The organism is Streptomyces sp. NPDC020747, from assembly GCF_044334695.1.
Classification (GTDB): domain Bacteria; phylum Actinomycetota; class Actinomycetes; order Streptomycetales; family Streptomycetaceae; genus Streptomyces.
In genome coordinates this window covers 860986-878493 of sequence record NZ_JBIRTJ010000002.1, presented here as the reverse complement: position 1 = coordinate 878493, position 17508 = coordinate 860986, and the positions used below count along the sequence as shown (strand labels likewise).

Here is a 17508-nt window from a genome sequence, read left to right as displayed (position 1 = left end):
CCTTGACCCTGGCGTCAAGGCAACGCCGGCGGCAGCAGAGGCTTCCGCTCCACGGGGGACGACAGGAGGATCGACGTCGTCGTACGGCCGAGCGCCGAGGTCTGTTCCAGGACCTCCTCCAGGTGGAGGGTGTCCTCGACCGCGACCCTGAGGATCCAGCAGTCCTCGCCGACGACGTGATGGGCCTCGGTGATCTCGGGCCGGGCGAGCAGCTCCAGAGTCCTCGGGTGCTTCAGCGTGTAGCCGCCGTGCGGGTTGACGCGGATGAAGGCCTGCATGCCGTAGCCGAGACGGGACGGCGAGACATGGGCGCCGTAGCCGGTGACGGCGCCGACGGACTCCAGCCGGCGGACGCGTTCGGCGACCGCCGCCGGGGACAGCCGGACCCGGCGGCCCAGCTCGCTGAGCCTGATCCGGCCGTCGATCTGGAGCAGTTCCAGGATCTGCCGGTCCAGCGCGTCGAAGCCCACCGACGTTTCGTTGGCGGCCGCTCGCAGCTGCCGTGGTTCTTTCGGTATCGCGGCCGGATCTCCCATGACTCCCCCTTCAGACCTCACTCGTACGAAGGAAGAATTATGACCACAGGGTCCGCGGAGCAGGATCGCGGTGAAGAGCATTACGGGAGGGGCGCCGTGCGCGAGGTGTGTGTCATTGGCGGAAACCGGTATTTCGGCAAGCGGCTGATAGCCAGGCTGACGGCCGCGGGAGACAGGGTCACCGTCATCAATCGCGGCTCGTCGGCGCCTCCCCCGGGAACGGTTCATCTCGTCGCCGACCGCAATGACGAGAATTCCCTTGAGAAGGCGCTCGGTTCACGGACCTTCGATGCAGTCATCGACCAGGTCTGCTACACACCGAGGCAGGCGGAGATCGCCGGTCTCGTCTTCGCGGGACGCACGCGCCGCTATGTGATGACCTCGACGGTCGAGGTGTACGAGTACGAGGACTCGGCGGAGCTCGTACGCGAGGACGCCGTGGACCCGCGTACGGTCCCCGTCGATCTCGAACTCCCCTGGGACGAGCCGGAGTTCCTCGACGCCCACTACGGCGAGGGCAAGCGGCAGGCCGAGGCGGTCTTCGCGGCCGAACCCGGGTTTCCGTACGTGGCCGTGCGGGTGGCCCATGTGCTGGGCGGGGAGGACGACTTCACCGGACGGCTCGACCACTACTCCGAGCGGATCCGCGCGGGCAGGGCGATCTCCGTCCCCGCCACGAACCACCCGGCGACGTACATCCACGTCGAGGAGATCGCCGACTTCCTGGCGTGGGCGGCGGGCGAGGAGTTCACCGGGCCGGTGAACGCCGCGTCCCACGGGGTGCTCACCACCGAGGAGTTGTGCGAAGCGCTGGCCGAACACCTCCCCGGCGGAAGGACCGTGTTCCGGCCCGTCGAGGTCGGGGGGTTCTCACCGTTCTCCTTCGCGCGCTCGTACGGGATGGACAACACGCGGGCCGAGCGGCTCGGGTTCACCTTCGGCAAGGCACGGGAATGGCTGCCGCGTGCCGTGGCGGAGACACTCGGGAAGGCGAACTGACAGGCGTTACCGCACAGTTGGCGGTCTGCGGGTGAGCGCCGTCGGGCTCGGTGCGATGGCTGTCGGCGAATCCGTCGGATCCCCCGGTAAGTGGGCCGTGAGTCCCAGCGACACGCCGTGAACTCGGCGTGTCGCTGGGACTCACGCGACAGTTGCCTCGCCCTGCGGATTCGTCAGACGGTTTGGGTCGCTCGGGCGCCGCGGGCCGGGTCGGCGTCGCCTCGTACGACGTCGATCGTGCGTGTCCAGCTGTCGGCGGCGTGGCCGAGGGCGACGGCCTTGTCGTAGACCTCCTTGATCGGGCGGAGGGTGCTCACGTCGAGGCCGCGGTGTTCGGCCCACTCCAGGACGTGGCCCACACCGGACGCCATCATGCCGAGGTTGGCGGCCTCGCCCGGGTGGCTGCCCGCGTCGACGTGCTGAGCGGCCTCGGCGGCGCCGGACGGCATGAAGGCGGTGATGGTGTCCAGGTAGGGGGCCAGATCCGCCGCGCGCACCCCGTCGGCACCGGCGAGCGCGTACGCGTGCAGCAGGCCGGAGATCGAGCCGTAGAAGTAGTCGAGCAGTGCGAGGTCGTAGACGGCGGCCAGTCCCTGGTCCTCGCCGAGGTGGGCGGGCTTGCCGCCCAGCGCCTTGAGCGCCGTCTCGTGCTTGTCGTACGCGGCACGCGGTCCGCTGTAGAAGATCAGCGCGGGTGGCTGTCCGATCAGGTCGACCGGCACCATGATCGAGCCGTCGAGGTAGTCGATGCCGCGTTCCTGCGCCCAGGCGCCGGTCGCGCGGGCGCGCTCCGGGGTGTCCGAGGTGAGGTTGACCAGCACCCGGCCGGACAGCTCGTCGGCGACGGAGTCGATGACCGTCCCGGCCGCGTCGTGGTCGACCACGCAGACGACGACCAGCTCGGCGGCGCGTACGGCTTCGGCGGCGCCGGCCGCCTGGACCGCGCCCCTCGCGACCAGCTCGTCGCCCTTGCCGGGGGAACGGTTCCAGACGGTGGTGGGGTGTCCCGCCTTCAGGAACGCGGCGGCGAGGGCCTGGCCCATGGCGCCCAGGCCGAGGACGGCGACGGGTGTCTTTCCAAGGTCATTTGTCATACGGACCATGCTGGTCGCGGGCCCAACTCGCCACAAGTACGCACTATTTACTCAGATACTGAGCGAAAGGTAAGTGGGTAACCCTGCGGGAACCGGGTGCATGGGCGTGGGGGGGGCGGCTTGCGCCGCTGGGGGCGATCAGGGGTGCGGGGCGGTGGGCATGGCTGGGGCGGTGGGGGCTGGGCGCGCAGTTCCCCGCGCCCCTGAAGGAGCGTCCAGGCCCGTCTGTACGCCTGTACGCCTGTACGCCTGTACGCCTGTACGCCTCAGGTCGTCGCAGGTCGAGCTCGCCGTTCCTCGCGGCGCCGCTGGGGCGTGACCGGGCCTTTGGCGCCTTTAGGGGCGCGGGGAACTGCGCACTCGGCGACCGGCCGCCCGCGCCCTGCCGATCACCCCGCCCGCCCAAACGCCACCGGCCGGTGGGCCCGGTCGGGGAGAACCGGGGCCACCGGCCGGTGGCCGGGGAACTGCGGGGTGAGCGGAGCGACCGGGCGGCTGAGCGACGGGGGATGCACCCAGCCGCCCGGAGTTCCGGGGCGGGCCCGGGCCTGGGGTCAGGCCTTGGCCAGGGTCTTGTCCTCCGGCTGGTCCGGGACCTCCACCGGGGCGGGAGCGGAACCGTGGCCGTCGTCCAGGAGGGTCGTCTCGTCGAAGGGCAGCTGCCCCGCGAGCACCTGGTCGACGCGGCCCTTGTCGATCTCCTTGGTCCACGTACCGATCAGCACCGTGGCGACCGCGTTGCCTGCGAAGTTCGTCAGGGCGCGGGCCTCGCTCATGAAGCGGTCGATGCCGACGATCAGGCCGATGCCGTCCACCAGCGCGGGCTTGTGGGACGCGAGGCCGCCCGCCAGGGTGGCCAGACCCGCTCCGGTGACACCCGCCGCGCCCTTGGAGGCGACCAGCAGGAAGAGGAGCAGCGGAATCTGCTCGCCCACCGACATCGGCGTACCCATGGCGTCGGCGATGAACAGCGAGGCCATGGTCATGTAGATCATGGTGCCGTCGAGGTTGAAGGAGTAACCGGTCGGGACGGTGATGCCGACGACGGGCTTGCTGACACCCAGGTGCTCCATCTTCGCGATGAGCCGCGGCAGGGCGGACTCGGAGGAGGAGGTCGACAGGATCAGCAGGAACTCACGGCCCAGGTACTTGAACAGCGACAGGATGTTCAGGCCGGCGACGATCCGCAGCATCGCGCCCAGCACGATGAAGACGAAGAGGAAACAGGTGACGTAGAAGCCGAGCATCAGGACGGCGAGGCTCTTGAGGGCGTCCAGACCCGCCGAGCCGGTGACCGCCGCCATCGCGCCGAACGCACCGATGGGCGCCGCCCACATCACCATGGCGAGGATGCGGAAGACCAGGCGCTGGATGTGCTCGATGCCGCGCAGGACCGGGGCGCCGGAAGAACCCATGGCCTGGAGCGCGAACCCGGCGAGCAGCGCGACGAGCAGGGTCTGCAGGACCTCGCCGCCGGTGAAGGCGGAGACGATCGTCGTCGGGATGATCCCGAGCAGGAACTCCTCGGTGTTCTTGGCCTCGGTGACCTGGCCCTGACCGGCGTCCTTGATCGCGTCGGTCACCGCGAGGCCCGTGCCGGGCTCCAGGATGTTGCCGACGACCAGGCCGATGGCGAGGGCGACGAACGACATGACCACGAAGTAGCCGAGCGCGATGCCGCCCACCGCGCCGACCTTGGCGGCCTTCCGTACCGAGCCGATGCCCAGCACGATCGTGCAGAAGATGATCGGCGAGATCATCATCTTGATCAGGTTCACGAAGCCGGTACCGATGGGCTTCAGCTCGACCGCGAAGTCGGGAGCGATCAGGCCCACGGCGATGCCGGCGGCCACGGCGGCGATCACCGCGATGTACAGGTAGTGGGTGCGGTCCCGCTTGGCAGCGGGAGCGGCAGGTGCCGTATCGGATGTACTGGTCACGGCTGCCCTCCTTGACGACGTCGTCGGCATCATCCGGCGTGCGGCTCACGTCCGGGGGTTGTCGGTGACTATCTCCCGCCCTGTGAGGGCCGTCACCCTTCCGTTCATTTAGTTCGCACTTATCCGGAGGGGCACACTGTTTCCATGCGCCTCCCCCGTGCCCCCCGACCCCGCAGCCTGGCTGGTCAGCTGTTCGCCATGCAGGCCGTGCTCGTCGCGGTCGTGGTCGCGGGCTGTGCGCTCTTCACCTACGTCAGTGACCGCAGTCAGGCCGAGGACGCGGCGGGCCGCCAGGCCATGGGGGTGGCCCAGTCGGTCGCGGACTCCCCTTCGGTACGGGAGGCCATCCGTACCGCCGGCCCGACGAAGACGCTCCAGCCGTACGCGACGGCGGTGCAGCGCGACGCCCAGGTCGACTTCGTGACGATCATGAACCCCGAGGGCATCCGCTGGACCCACCCCAACAAGGACCTGATCGGCAAGCGCTTCCTCGGCCACACACAGCGCGCGCTCCTCGGTCATCCCTTCACCGAGACGTACACGGGCACCCTCGGCGAGTCCATGCGGGCCGTCACGCCGATATACGACGACGGCCGCATCGTCGGCCTGGTCAGCGCGGGCATCAAGGTCGACGAGATCAGTCAGCGGGTGGAGGGCCAGGTGCAGGCCCTGATCGGCGTCGCGGCGGCCGCGCTGGCCCTGGGTGCCGTCGGTACGTACGTCATCAACGCCCGGCTGCGGCGCTCCACCCACGGGATGAACGCGGCCGAGCTCAGCCGGATGCACGACTACCACGAGGCCGCGCTGCACGCCGTGCGCGAGGGGCTGCTGATGCTGGACGGGCAGTTCCGGGTGGCGCTGGTCAACGACGGCGGGCGCGAGCTGCTCGATGTGACCGACGACGTGGTGGGCCGCTCGGTGGCGGACATCGGTCTGCCGACTCCGCTGACGGGGGCGCTGCTGTCCGGGGAGCCGCGGGTGGACGAGGTGCATCTGACCGAGTCGCGGGTGCTCGTCGTGAACACCTCGCCGGTGTCGGGCGGCGAGCGCCGGGGCACGGTCGTGACATTGCGCGATGTTACCGAACTGCAGTCCCTGATGGGCGAGTTGGACTCCGAGCGCGGCTTCACCACGGCCCTGCGCTCACAGGCGCACGAGGCCGCCAACCGCCTCCACACCGTCGTCTCCCTGATCGAGCTGGACCGGGCCGAGGAGGCCGTCGACTTCGCCACGGCCGAGCTGGAACTGGCCCAGGCGCTGACCGACCAGGTCGTCGCGGCGGTCAGCGAGCCGGTGCTCGCCGCGCTGCTCCTGGGCAAGACGGCCCAGGCGAACGAGCGCGGCGTCGAGCTGGTGGTCTCCGAGGACAGCAGCATCGACGACGGCCTGCTCCCGGAGTCACTGCCCTCCCGTGACCTGGTGACGGTCCTCGGCAACCTGATCGACAACGCCGTGGACGCGGCACAGGGCTCGGCCGGCGCCCGTGTCACGGTCACGGCGATCGCGGACGCCGAGGGGCTGGTCCTGCGGGTCGTCGACACCGGTACGGGCGTGGACCCGGCCCACACGGAGGCGGTCTTCCAGCGCGGCTGGTCCACCAAGCCCGCCGGGCCCGGCGGACGGGGGCTGGGCCTCGCCCTCGTACGGCAGGCGGTGGCCCGGCACGACGGGACACTGACCGTGGCCGAGGCCCCGGGCGGCGGGGCGTCCTTCGAGGTTCGGCTGCCGCTGCCGACGGCGGGGCGGGGGAGGACTAGGGTCCACGCCGGGCCCGAGTCCGGGTCAGGGGCCGTGGACGCGGCCAGGGACGGGTCAGGGGCCGTGGACGGGTCCGACGGCGGTCCTCGGCCCACGCACGAGCCCGCGCCCGAGCCGACGCCGCACGGAGGCACCGTATGAGCACGCCTTCCCCCTCGCGGGACATCCGCGTCCTGGTCGTCGAGGACGACCCGGTCGCGGCGGACGCGCATGTCCTGTACGTGGGGCGGGTGCCCGGCTTCACGGCCGTCGGCAAGGCCCACACGGGCGCGGAGGCACGCCGGGCGCTGGACCGCATGCCCGTGGACCTGCTCCTTCTGGACCTCCACCTGCCGGACGTGCACGGCTTGCAGCTGGCCCGTTCGCTGCGCGCCGCCGGCCACCACGCGGACGTCATCGCGGTGACCTCGGCGCGCGACCTGACGGTGGTGCGGGAGGGGGTGTCGCTGGGAGTGGTGCAGTACGTACTGAAGCCGTTCACCTTCGCCACCCTCCGTGACCGCCTGGTGCGCTACGCCGAGTTCCACGCGGCGGCCGGCGAGGCCAGCGGTCAGGACGAGGTCGACCGCGCCCTCGCCACCCTCAGGGCCCCCGGCCCGGCGGCCCTGCCCAAAGGGCTCAGCTCACCCACCCTGGAGCGGGTCACCCGCGCCCTGCGCGACTCCGCCGAGGGCCTGACCGCGACGGGCGTCGCCGAGGCCGTCGGCATCTCCCGGATCACGGCCCGGCGCTATCTGGAACACCTGGTGGACGCGGGGCGAGCGGGGCGCAGCCCCCAGTACGGGCAGGTGGGAAGACCGGAGCTGCAGTACCGGTGGGTGAAGGGCTAGCCGGACACCCCTGCGTACAGCAGGTTGTCGCGGAACCCGGTCACAGCCTTCTGCTCGTCTTTCACGTTCTGGTACTCGCCCAGCGGCAACTGCCCTACGCTCACGTCCTGTTCGACATGTCGCACTCCCCTTCCGGACGCGCGGCATCCCGCCGGGCGGACCGCTCGTCAGTACCTTGAGTGTGCGCGACCGTACGCACTGTGGCGGACTGCTCATGAAAAGTCATTGACCTGGCTGGACCGGCCCTCTTAGGTTCTCGTGCAGCCCAACCCGGCCACAAAGACGTCGGCCAGCAGGAGGTTGTACCCGTGCGCCCCACAGCCGTTCCACTTCTCGTCGCCACCCTGCTCACCGCCACCGCGCTCAGCGCCTGCGGCACCGGCTCCGGAAGTGATCCGGACACGGTGAAGATCTCCTTCAAACAGTCGACGGACAACTCCATCAAGGTGATGGACACGTACCTTGCCGACATCAAGGAGCAGTTCGAGCAGGCGAACCCGGGCAAGAGGGTGGAACTCGTCCCGATCAAGGCCCCGGACTCGGAGTACTACACGAAACTCCAGCAGATGCTCCGCTCGCCGAAGACCGCCCCGGACCTGGTCTACGAGGACACGTTCCTCATCAACTCCGACATCACGAGCGGCTACCTCATGCCGCTGGACCCGTACCTCTCCAAGTGGGACGACTGGGACCAGTTCATCGACACGGCGAAGGAGGCGGCGCAGGCCGAGGACGGGAAGACGTACGGCGTCCCCGACGGCACCGACACCCGGGGCCTCTGGTTCGACAAGGCCATCTTCAGGAAGGCCGGGCTCCCCGCCGACTGGCAGCCGACGAACTGGGCGGACATCCTCGACGCGGCGCGCGCGATCAAGGAGAAGGTCCCCGGCGTCATCCCCATGAACATCTACACGGGCAAGCCCGCGGGTGAAGCGGCCACCATGCAGGGCTTCGAGATGCTCCTCTACGGGACGACCAGCGGGGCCAACGAAAGTCCTCTGTACGACCCGGCGTCCAAGAAGTGGATCACGGGAAGCCAGGGCTTCAAGGACTCCCTCGAGTTCGTCGAGACGGTCTTCAAGGAGAAGCTCGGCCCGGACGTCTCGGACGCCCTCGACCCCAACATCGCGACCAGGGTCCGCGGCGAGTTCCTCCCCGAGGGCAAACTCGGCATCAACCTCGACGGCTCCTGGCTCCCCCAGGACTGGCTGGAGGGCAGCGGCCACGAATGGCCGGAGTGGTCCCAGAAGCTGGGCCTCGCGCACATGCCGACGCAGAACGGCCAGTCGCCGAGCAAGGTGAGCATGTCGGGCGGCTGGACCTGGGCGATCCCGAGCAAGGCGGGCAACCCCGACCTGGCCTTCGAGTTCATCAAGACGATGCAGACGAAGGCGAACGCCCAGAAGTGGTACATCGCCAACTCCGGCATCTCGGTGCGCACGGACGTGGCCGAGGACCCGGCGTACGTGAAGGCGCAGCCCGGCATCAAGTTCTTCACCGATCTGGTGGCCAGCACGCACTACCGCCCCGCGTATCCCGCGTACCCGAAGGTCTCCACGGCCGTCCAGGAGGCGATGGAGGGCGTGACGACGGGCGACAGCTCGGTCGAGCAGGCGGCGAAGGGCTACGACGAGGAACTGAGGACGGCCACGGACAACCAGGTCATCGAGAAGTGACCAGCCGCTCATGACCTCCGCGCCTCCGGCGGGCCCCGGCGTGGTGAAGACCGCGCCGGGGCCTGCCGCCCCACCGCGTCCGCCCGCCGGCCGCCGCGACGTCCGCCGTGCCCTGACGCGCGCGCTGCCCGTCTCCCCCGCCGTCGTCCTGCTGCTCCTGTTCCTGGCCGGCCCGATCGCGTACTGCGCGTACATCGCCTTCACGGATCTGCAGCTCACCGGCCAGGCCGAGTCGTCGTTCATCGGCTTCGACAACTTCCGGGCCGCGTTCAAGGACGACGCGTTCCTCAACGCCGTATGGCTGACGCTGGTGTTCACGGTGCTGAGTTCCCTGATCGGCCAGAACACGCTGGGCCTGTCCCTGGCGGTGCTGATGCAGCGCGCGTCGAAGCCGGTCCGTACGCTCACCGGCGGCATCGTCATCGCCGCGTGGGTGCTGCCGGAGGTCGTGGCGGGATTCCTGCTGTACGCCTTCTTCCGCCGCGAGGGCACGCTGAACGCCGTGCTGGACTGGCTCCATCTCCCGTCCCAGAACTGGCTGTTCACGCTGCCGATCCTCGCGGTGTCCTTCGCGAACGTCTGGCGGGGAACGGCCTTCTCGATGCTGGTCTACTCGGCGGCCCTGAACGAGATCCCGAAGGAGATCACGGAGGCGGCGGAGGTGGACGGCGCGGGCGGCTGGCGGCGGATGTGGCACATCACGCTGCCGATGATCCGCCGTTCCATCGGTACGAACCTGATGCTGAACACCCTCCAGACCCTCTCGGTCTTCGGTCTGATCTGGGTGATGACGAGAGGCGGCCCGGGAAACCGCAGCCAGACACTCCCGCTCTTCATGTACGAACAGGCCTTCCAGAAAAGCATGATCGGCTACGGAACGGCCGTGGCCCTGCTCCTTCTGGTGGTCGGCTCGCTCTTCTCTCTGGTCTATATGCGCCTGCTGCGGACGGAGGTCTGACATGCCCGGCAGTACGACCCTCGCGACCCGCCGCAACAGCCGCCGCTACGCCGCCGACGCGGGCCTTCTCTTCGTGGCGGCCGCGTTCGTCCTCCCCCTCGCCTGGGTGCTCCTCTCGTCGGTGGACCCGAAGGCCGACCTGTTGGTGAAGGTCCCCGACGGCGTCACCCTCGACAACTTCGACGCGGTCCTGAAGCCGGACATCACGTTCACGCCGATGCTCAACAGCCTGATCCTGTGCGGCGGGGCGACGCTGCTGACGGTGGTGTGCGCGGCGTTGGCGGCGTACCCGCTGTCCCGCTTCCGCTCCCGCCTGAACCGCCCCTTCCTCCTCACCATCATCTTCGCGACGAGCCTGCCGATCACGGCGATCATGGTTCCCGTGTACGCCCTGTTCGTCCAGGTGGACCTGATCGACACGATGCAGGGCACGATCTTCTTCTTCGCCGCGTCCCAACTGCCCTTCGCCATCTGGCTGATGAAGAACTTCATGGACGGCGTACCGAAGGAGTTGGAGGAGGCGGCCTGGACGGACGGCGCGTCCTCGTTCCAGTCCCTCCTGCGGATCGTGCTGCCGCTGATGGGCCCGGGCGTCGCGGTGGTGACCGTCTTCTCGTTCGTCATGATGTGGGGCAACTTCTTCGTCCCCTTCATGCTGCTGCTGACCCCGGACCAGATGCCGGCGTCGGTGAGCATCAACGACTTCTTCGGAAACCGCGGAACGGTGGTGTACGGGCAACTGGCCGCGTTCTCGATCATCTACTCGACACCGGTGGTCCTGCTGTACGTGCTGGTGGCCAGGCGGCTGGGCGGGGGCTTCGCTCTGGGCGGGGCGGTCAAGGGGTGAGGAGGGAGGACCGCTCAGGCGGTCAACCCACAGGTGAGGTGGCGAAGTTGTGCCAGTACGCGGCCGCGCCGCCGGTCTGCTTGAGCAGTCGGGCCGGTTCGAGCGGGGCGGGCCAGAACTACAGCAGATACCGGTCGTCGGTCTGCGGCTCGTCGTCCTCCCGGACGTTCTTGCTCCGGCCGGCGTCCATACCACTGGCGGAGTACCGCACGCGGTAGTCGCGCTCCTCCAGACCCAGCCCCCACGAGGCCTTCCCGTTCCACTGCTGCAGCTTCGTCTCCTGCGACACCGGCCGGAACGGGACCTCGACGATCTCCTCCCACGCCTCGTCCAGCGTGGGCGGGCTGTCATGCAGCTCGGCGGTGAAGCGGACGCGGCCTATGTACAGACCGGTCTGCACAATCAGCGTCCCGTCCGTCCCGCCCCCGCAGAGCCCGACGCCCTCTTGCCCGGTGAAGGCGTTGTACAGGTCGAGTTCGCCCCCGCCGCCCTCCACGAAGATCTGTCCGTACTCGACATGAACCTCGTCACTGACCAGCACCTTCATTGAACCCGCCTTCGTCTGGGCCGACTTGGGCTCCGAACACTGCCAGTCGGCACTGACAACGGGAGAGCCGGCCCGCGGACCGAACGGCGGGGAGACGGGCTTGCGTCACTCAGGAAGACGGAGTGGCATCACTCGGCGAGTTCGGAAGCCTCCGGCAGCACCCCGGGCCGGAACTTCTCCACGCCCACCACATGCCGTACCCGCGTCGGCTGGATCAGGATCATCACGCGCCGCTCTCCCGGCAGCAGCCACGGATACCGGTCCTCGCCGATGTACTTGAGAGTGAGCCGGTCCATGGCCCGCTCGGCCACCTCGCCCTCGACGAAGCGGACGACCTGCCCCCGGATCTCCACCCGGTCATAGGGGTTCTCGGTGTCGTGATGGGACAGAGAAACGAACGGATTGCGCCGAAGATTCTCCTCCTTCACGCGGCCCATCGACGTGTTGACCATGACGTACTCGTCTTCGAGGTCCGCCCACATGGGCGACACCTGCGGTGAGCCGTCCGCGCCCACGGTCGCCAGATGCCAGAAGTTCGGCGCCAGCAGTCGCTCGCGAATATGCCCTTCGATCCTGCTCACGGCGCTTGCCACCTTCGTTCCGTCCGTCCGGCTCGTCCGCACGAGCCCCTGCCCGCCATCCTGATCTCCACGCCACCCCCTTACCAGCCGATCTTCGGCCACCCCGAACAAGCCTCGGACAGGCCTCGGACGGACATACGAAACCGTAGGTTCACACGATCCGTAATCCTGGCCGAACAGATCGTAGTCACCGCAGCCCCGCCCCCATACGTTGTGCGCGTGCACCAACCGTCTGCCCAACAGCCCACCCCGCCCTTCGACGCCCCGGCCGCCCGCAAGCTGCGTCTCGCCCTCCGGATGGGGCCCGAGCATGTCGCGTACGGCATGCAGGCCTCGTTCGGGCTGCCCTATGTGACCCCGGACCTGGTCGTCGCCTGGGAGCAGGGCATAGCCGCGCCGAGCAGTACCGAACTCACCGCGCTCGCGGGTGTGTTGTGGTGCTCGCCGGGCGATCTCATCGGCGCGCCACGGACGTTGCGCGAGCACCGCATCGCGCGCGGTCTCGCGGCCGAGGACGTCGCGCGTGCCGTGGGGCTCGAACTCCTCGTGTACGTACGGATGGAGGAGGCGGACGAGTGGCGCGGCAACGACCGGCAGTCCTCGGCGCTCGCCGAGGTGCTCGATCTCTCCCTGGCGGACCTCGTCACGGTGACCGGCCACGAGACGAAGCTGGCGGAGATGCTGCGCAACGCGGTGACGACCCGCTGGCAGGCGTACGTACGCCCGGTGGGCAAGCTGCTGCCGCTGGACCGGCGGCTCGTGGGTGATGTGCTGCGGGCGCTGCACTCCGAGTACCAGGGGCAGATGGTGGCCACGCTGAGCTGGAGCGGCGGCGCGGCAGCCGGTGAGGCGGACGACGCGGGCCGGGACTTCCTGGACCGGATCGTCGACCGCTTCTGGTCGGTGGTCCAGCGCAACAGCGCCTGACAGCAACTGGCAACGGCTGCCGAGATGTCCGGGGCCGGGCAGTCCGTAACGACCGCCCGGCCCGGCCCTCCGAAGCCGCCTGGACAACCGGTCCCGTAGAAGACCGACTAGAAGGCCGCCTAGAAGACCGACTCCGCCTCGTCCATCCGGTCCTTGGGGACCGTCTTGAGCTCGGTGGTCGCCTCCGCCAGCGGCACCATCACCACGTCCGTGCCGCGCAGCGCGGTCATCCGGCCGAAGTCGGACCGGTGCGCGGCCTCGACCGCGTGCCATCCGAAGCGCGTCGCAAGGACCCGGTCGTAGGCAGTCGGCGTCCCGCCGCGCTGGATGTGGCCGAGGATGACCGGCTTGGCCTCCTTGCCGAGGCGGCGCTCCAGTTCGTACGCGAGCGCCGTGCCGATGCCCTGGAAGCGCTCGTGGCCGAACTGGTCGATCGCTCCGTGCCCGTAGTCCATGGTGCCCTCGGCGGGGTGGGCGCCCTCGGCGACGCAGACGACGGCGAACTTCTTGCCCCGCGCGAAGCGTTCCTCGACCATCTTGACCAGGTCGGCCGGGTCGAAGGCCCGCTCGGGCAGGCAGATGCCGTGGGCGCCGGCGGCCATGCCGGACTCCAGGGCGATCCACCCGGCGTGCCGGCCCATGACCTCGACGACCATCACCCGCTGGTGGGACTCGGCGGTCGTCTTGAGGCGGTCCATCGCCTCGGTGGCGACACCGACCGCGGTGTCGAAACCGAAGGTGCGGTCCGTCGAGGAGATGTCGTTGTCGATCGTCTTGGGGACGCCGACCACCGGCAGGCCCGCGTCCGACAGCATGCGCGCCGCCGTCAGGGTGCCCTCGCCGCCGATCGGGATCAGCACGTCGATGCCGAACTCGCGCGCCATGTCCTGCGCGTTCTCGCAGGCCTCGCGGAGCCGGTCGCGCTGGAGGCGGGAGGAGCCGAGGATGGTGCCGCCGCGGGCGAGGATGCCGCTGACGGCGTCGAGGTCGAGGCCCCGGTAGTGGCCTTCGAGCAGTCCCGCGTAACCGTCCTCGAAGCCGATGACCTCGTCGCCGTAGTTCGTGACGGCTCGGTGCACGACCGACCGGATCACTGCGTTCAGCCCCGGGCAGTCGCCGCCTGCGGTGAGAACTCCGATGCGCATCGTGCTGTTTCTCCTGCTCGCTGTTGGGCTGTTTCTCCTGTGGTACCTGAGAGCCGGTCCGATTGTTTCATGGGCGACAGGGGGGCGCTGTCCTCGCCTTCGCGCCTGCGCACGCCCTCGGCGCGCCCCTCAAGCCCCCGCTCCCCCTTGGCGGAGCCGCCGTCCGCCCCTTGCCGCGACGGGCGCTCTAACCATGCCCGGAGGTATTGTCAAGAGGGCACAGCCGATGATAACGGCTGTCTTTTTACCGCTATCGGAGGAAACGGAGAGCACGCGTGACGCGCAGCGTGTACGTGACCGGGATCGACCGAGGAGACGGCCGCCAGGTCATCGAGCTGGGAGTCATGGAGCTCCTGACCCGCCAGGTCGACCGGGTGGGGGTGTTCCGCCCTCTCGTCCACGACGGCCCCGACCGTCTCTTCGAGCTGCTGCGGGCCCGCTACCGGCTGGCCCAGGACCCGGCGACGGTCTACGGCATGGACTACCACGAGGCGTCCGCGCTCCAGGCCGAGCAGGGCGCCGACGAGCTGATCTCGCAGCTCGTCGAACGCTTCCACCGGGTGGCCCGCGACTACGACGTCGTCCTCGTGCTCGGTACGGACTACGCGGACACGCAGTTCCCCGACGAGCTCGCGCTCAACGCCCGGCTGGCGAACGAGTTCGGCGCCGCCGTGATCCCGGTCGTGGGCGGCCGCAAGCAGACCTCGGAGTCGGTGCTCGCGGAGACCCGCAACGCGTTCCGCGCCTACGACGGGCTCGGCTGCGACGTGCTCGCGATGGTGGTGAACCGGGTCGCCCCGGCCGACCGCGCCGAGATACACGAGCGGCTCGACAACCGCCTCCCCGTGCCGTGTTACGTGCTGCCGGACGAGCCCGCGCTCTCCGCGCCGACGGTCGCCCAGATCACCCACGCCCTCGGCGGCAAGGTGCTCCTCGGCGACGACTCGGGGCTCGCACGCGACGCGCTGAACTTCGTCTTCGGCGGCGCCATGCTGCCGAACTTCCTGGGCGCGCTGACCCCGGGCTGCATGGTCGTCACGCCCGGCGACCGCGCCGACCTCGTGGTGGGCGCCCTCGCCGCGCACAGCGCCGGCACCCCGCCCATCGCAGGCGTCCTGCTCACCCTGAACGAGCGGCCGAGCGACCTGATCCTCACCCTCGCCGCCCGCCTCGCCCCCGGCACCCCGGTGATCGCGGTCGAGACCGGCTCCTTCCTCACGGCGTCCGAACTCTTCGGCATGGAGGGGAAGTTGAACGCGGCGACCCCCCGCAAGGCGGAGCGGGCCCTCGGTCTCTTCGAACGGTACGTGGACACCGGCGGCCTGCTGAAGCGGGTCTCGGCGCCCAGCAGCGGCCGGGTCACGCCGATGATGTTCGAGCACAAGCTCCTTGAGCAGGCCCGCTCCGACAAGCGGCGCGTCGTGCTGCCCGAGGGCACCGAGGCCCGCGTCCTGCACGCCGCCGAGGTGCTGCTGCGCCGCGGTGTCTGCGACCTCACGCTGCTCGGCCCGGTCGACCAGATCCGCAAGAAGGCCGCCGACCTCGGCGTCGACCTCGGTGGCGCCCAGCTGATCGACCCGCAGACCTCCGAGCTGCGCGACCGGTTCGCCGAGAAGTACGCCCAGCTCCGGGCCCACAAGGGGGTGTCCGTCGAGCTCGCGTACGACGTCGTCTCGGACGTGAACTACTTCGGCACGCTGATGGTCGAGGAGGGCCTGGCCGACGGCATGGTGTCCGGGTCCGTGCACTCCACGGCGGCCACCATCCGCCCGGCCTTCGAGATCATCAAGACCAAGCCGGAAGCGTCGATCGTCTCCTCGGTCTTCTTCATGTGCCTCGCCGACAAGGTCCTCGTGTACGGGGACTGTGCGGTCAACCCCGACCCGAACGCCGAGCAGTTGGCCGACATCGCCATCCAGTCCGCCGCCACCGCCGAGCAGTTCGGGGTCGAACCGCGGATCGCGATGCTCTCGTACTCGACCGGCACCTCCGGCTCGGGCGCGGACGTCGACAAGGTGCGCACGGCCACCGAGCTGGTCCGCTCGCGCCGCGACGACCTGAAGATCGAGGGGCCGATCCAGTACGACGCCGCCGTCGAGCCGACCGTCGCGGCCACCAAGCTGCCGGGGTCGGAGGTCGCCGGGCAGGCGTCCGTGCTGATCTTCCCGGACCTCAACACCGGCAACAACACGTACAAGGCCGTGCAGCGTTCGGCCGGCGCGATCGCCGTCGGGCCGGTCCTCCAGGGCCTGCGCAAGCCGGTCAACGACCTGTCCCGCGGCGCCCTGGTCGGAGACATCGTGAACACCGTCGCCATCACGGCGATCCAGGCCCAGGCCGCCCAGCAGGGCCCCTCGGCCGCCACCCCCTCCGCGTCCCCGACCTCGAAGGCCTCCGCCAAGTGACCGCCACCCGTGTCCTCGTCCTCAACTCCGGCTCCTCGTCGGTGAAGTACCAGCTGCTCGACATGAGCGACAGCAGCCGGCTGGCCGTGGGCCTCGTCGAGCGCATCGGCGAGGAGACCTCCCGGCTGAAGCACACGCCCATCGCCACCGGCGAGACCCGCGAGACGACCGGGCCGATCGCCGACCACGAAGCGGCCCTGAAGGCCGTCGCCGAGGAGCTGGCCAGGGACGGGCTCGGCCTCGACTCCCCCGAGCTGGCCGCGATCGGCCACCGGGTCGTGCACGGCGGCATGACCTTCACCGAGCCGACCGTCATCGACGACTCCGTGCTCGCCGAGATCGAGCGCCTCATCCCGGTGGCGCCCCTGCACAACCCGGCCAACCTCACCGGCATCCGTACCGCCAAGGCCCTGCGCCCGGACCTCCCCCAGGTCGCCGTCTTCGACACCGCGTTCCACACGACGATGCCGGAGGCCGCGGCCCGCTACGCAATCGACGTGAAGACCGCCGACGAGCACCGCATCCGCCGGTACGGCTTCCACGGCACCTCGCACGCGTACGTGTCCCGCGCGACCGCCGAGCTGCTCGGCAAGTCGCCGGAGGAGGTGAACGTCATCGTGCTGCACCTCGGCAACGGCGCCTCGGCGTCGGCGGTCGAGAAGGGCCGGTGCGTGGACACCTCCATGGGACTGACGCCCTTGGAGGGGCTCGTGATGGGTACCCGCTCCGGAGACATGGATCCCGCGGTCATCTTCCATTTGATGCGTGTTGGCGGGATGTCCACGGACGAGATCGACACTCTTCTCAACAAGAGGAGCGGTCTGATCGGCCTGTGCGGCGACAACGACATGCGTGAGATCCGCCGCCGCATCGACGAGGGTGCCGAGGACGCCGCACAGGCCCGACTCGCCTTCGACATCTACATACACAGACTGAAGAAATACATCGGCGCGTACTACGCGGTGCTCGGCACGGTCGACGCGGTCGCCTTCACGGCGGGCGTCGGCGAGAACGCCGCCCCCGTGCGCGAGGCCGCGATCGCGGGCCTTCAGTCGCTGGGCCTGGCGGTCGACGACGAGCTGAACGCCGTACGGTCCGGCGAGCCGCGCCTGATCTCGCCCGAGGGCGCGCGGGTCGCGGTGGCCGTCGTACCGACCGACGAGGAACTGGAGATCGCCGACCAGACCTACGCACTCGTGGGGCACGGGAACGCCTGAGGAGCCGCCGGGGAGCAGCCGACGAGCCGCTCGACGAGAGCACCGAGG

16 protein-coding genes are annotated in these 17508 nt (G+C 69.6%); 9 read left to right on the top strand and 7 right to left on the bottom strand.

The features are described 5' to 3' along the window. Nucleotides 1–14: 14 nt before the first annotated feature. The gene (locus ACH4YP_RS09035; RefSeq protein WP_361061386.1) at nt 15–536 is read right to left on the bottom strand and encodes an Lrp/AsnC family transcriptional regulator; all 522 of its coding nucleotides are present in this window, start codon (nt 534–536) and stop codon (nt 15–17) included. A 39-nt stretch (nt 537–575) separates the two neighbouring features. On the opposite strand from ACH4YP_RS09035, the gene ACH4YP_RS09030 reads away from it, so the two are divergent. Then, the gene (locus ACH4YP_RS09030; RefSeq protein WP_398489993.1) at nt 576–1535 is read left to right on the top strand and encodes an NAD-dependent epimerase/dehydratase family protein; all 960 of its coding nucleotides are present in this window, start codon (nt 576–578) and stop codon (nt 1533–1535) included. A gap of 173 nt (nt 1536–1708) precedes the next feature. Here the strand turns inward: ACH4YP_RS09030 and ACH4YP_RS09025 are convergent, their stop codons facing one another. After that, on the bottom strand, nt 1709–2629 hold the full coding sequence (locus tag ACH4YP_RS09025) for an NAD(P)-binding domain-containing protein (protein ID WP_361061382.1): 921 nt from the start codon (nt 2627–2629) through the stop codon (nt 1709–1711). A 554-nt stretch (nt 2630–3183) separates the two neighbouring features. Beyond that, nucleotides 3184–4569 carry a cation:dicarboxylate symporter family transporter gene (locus tag ACH4YP_RS09020; RefSeq protein ID WP_398489992.1) on the bottom strand — a complete coding sequence of 462 codons (1386 nt, stop codon included), beginning with the start codon at nt 4567–4569 and terminating at the stop codon, nt 3184–3186. A 144-nt stretch (nt 4570–4713) separates the two neighbouring features. Between ACH4YP_RS09020 and ACH4YP_RS09015 the strand changes: the two genes are divergently transcribed. Both ACH4YP_RS09015 and ACH4YP_RS09010 read left to right on the top strand, forming a co-directional pair. Continuing rightward, complete coding sequence (locus ACH4YP_RS09015; protein ID WP_398489990.1) at nt 4714–6468, top strand: ATP-binding protein; 1755 nt, start codon at nt 4714–4716, stop codon at nt 6466–6468. After that, nucleotides 6465–7157 (top strand): response regulator, encoded by a 693-nt coding sequence (locus tag ACH4YP_RS09010; RefSeq protein ID WP_327396639.1) that lies wholly within the window; start codon nt 6465–6467, stop codon nt 7155–7157. The genes ACH4YP_RS09015 and ACH4YP_RS09010 overlap by 4 nt, the downstream gene beginning before the upstream one ends. Here ACH4YP_RS09010 and ACH4YP_RS09005 read toward each other — a convergent pair. Further along, complete coding sequence (locus ACH4YP_RS09005) at nt 7154–7282, bottom strand: hypothetical protein (RefSeq protein ID WP_398489988.1); 129 nt, start codon at nt 7280–7282, stop codon at nt 7154–7156. The genes ACH4YP_RS09010 and ACH4YP_RS09005 overlap by 4 nt on opposite strands. Nucleotides 7283–7465: 183 nt before the next feature. Here ACH4YP_RS09005 and ACH4YP_RS09000 point away from each other — a divergent pair, with 183 nt between their 5' ends. The 3 genes from ACH4YP_RS09000 to ACH4YP_RS08990 are packed head-to-tail and all read left to right on the top strand — an operon-like array spanning nt 7466 to nt 10638. Beyond that, nucleotides 7466–8833 (top strand): extracellular solute-binding protein, encoded by a 1368-nt coding sequence (locus ACH4YP_RS09000; protein ID WP_361061376.1) that lies wholly within the window; start codon nt 7466–7468, stop codon nt 8831–8833. 10 nt (nt 8834–8843) lie between these two features. After that, nucleotides 8844–9791, top strand: a complete 948-nt coding sequence (locus tag ACH4YP_RS08995) for a sugar ABC transporter permease (protein WP_361061374.1) — start codon at nt 8844–8846, stop codon at nt 9789–9791. Between the two features lies 1 nt (nt 9792). Then, nucleotides 9793–10638 (top strand): carbohydrate ABC transporter permease, encoded by an 846-nt coding sequence (locus ACH4YP_RS08990; RefSeq protein WP_361061373.1) that lies wholly within the window; start codon nt 9793–9795, stop codon nt 10636–10638. A 118-nt stretch (nt 10639–10756) separates the two neighbouring features. Here ACH4YP_RS08990 and ACH4YP_RS08985 read toward each other — a convergent pair whose 3' ends face one another. Both ACH4YP_RS08985 and ACH4YP_RS08980 read right to left on the bottom strand, forming a co-directional pair. After that, a complete protein-coding gene (locus tag ACH4YP_RS08985) occupies nt 10757–11185 on the bottom strand; it encodes a hypothetical protein (protein WP_398489986.1) in 429 nt (142 codons plus the stop codon). A 128-nt stretch (nt 11186–11313) separates the two neighbouring features. Beyond that, on the bottom strand, nt 11314–11766 hold the full coding sequence (locus ACH4YP_RS08980; RefSeq protein ID WP_398489985.1) for a PPOX class F420-dependent oxidoreductase: 453 nt from the start codon (nt 11764–11766) through the stop codon (nt 11314–11316). 213 nt (nt 11767–11979) lie between these two features. On the opposite strand from ACH4YP_RS08980, the gene ACH4YP_RS08975 reads away from it, so the two are divergent. Beyond that, entirely contained in the window at nt 11980–12693 is a 714-nt protein-coding gene (locus ACH4YP_RS08975) for a helix-turn-helix domain-containing protein (protein ID WP_398489983.1), read from the top strand. A 119-nt stretch (nt 12694–12812) separates the two neighbouring features. On the opposite strand, the gene ACH4YP_RS08970 is transcribed toward ACH4YP_RS08975, so the two are convergent. Continuing rightward, nucleotides 12813–13838, bottom strand: coding sequence for an ATP-dependent 6-phosphofructokinase (locus ACH4YP_RS08970; RefSeq protein WP_055614533.1), 1026 nt, complete (start codon nt 13836–13838; stop codon nt 12813–12815). 275 nt (nt 13839–14113) lie between these two features. Here ACH4YP_RS08970 and pta point away from each other — a divergent pair, with 275 nt between their 5' ends. Next, the gene (gene pta / locus ACH4YP_RS08965) at nt 14114–16243 is read left to right on the top strand and encodes a phosphate acetyltransferase (protein ID WP_398489982.1); all 2130 of its coding nucleotides are present in this window, start codon (nt 14114–14116) and stop codon (nt 16241–16243) included. Next, the gene (locus ACH4YP_RS08960) at nt 16240–17460 is read left to right on the top strand and encodes an acetate kinase (RefSeq protein WP_398489980.1); all 1221 of its coding nucleotides are present in this window, start codon (nt 16240–16242) and stop codon (nt 17458–17460) included. Before pta ends, ACH4YP_RS08960 begins: the two co-directional genes overlap by 4 nt. Nucleotides 17461–17508 lie beyond the last annotated feature (48 nt).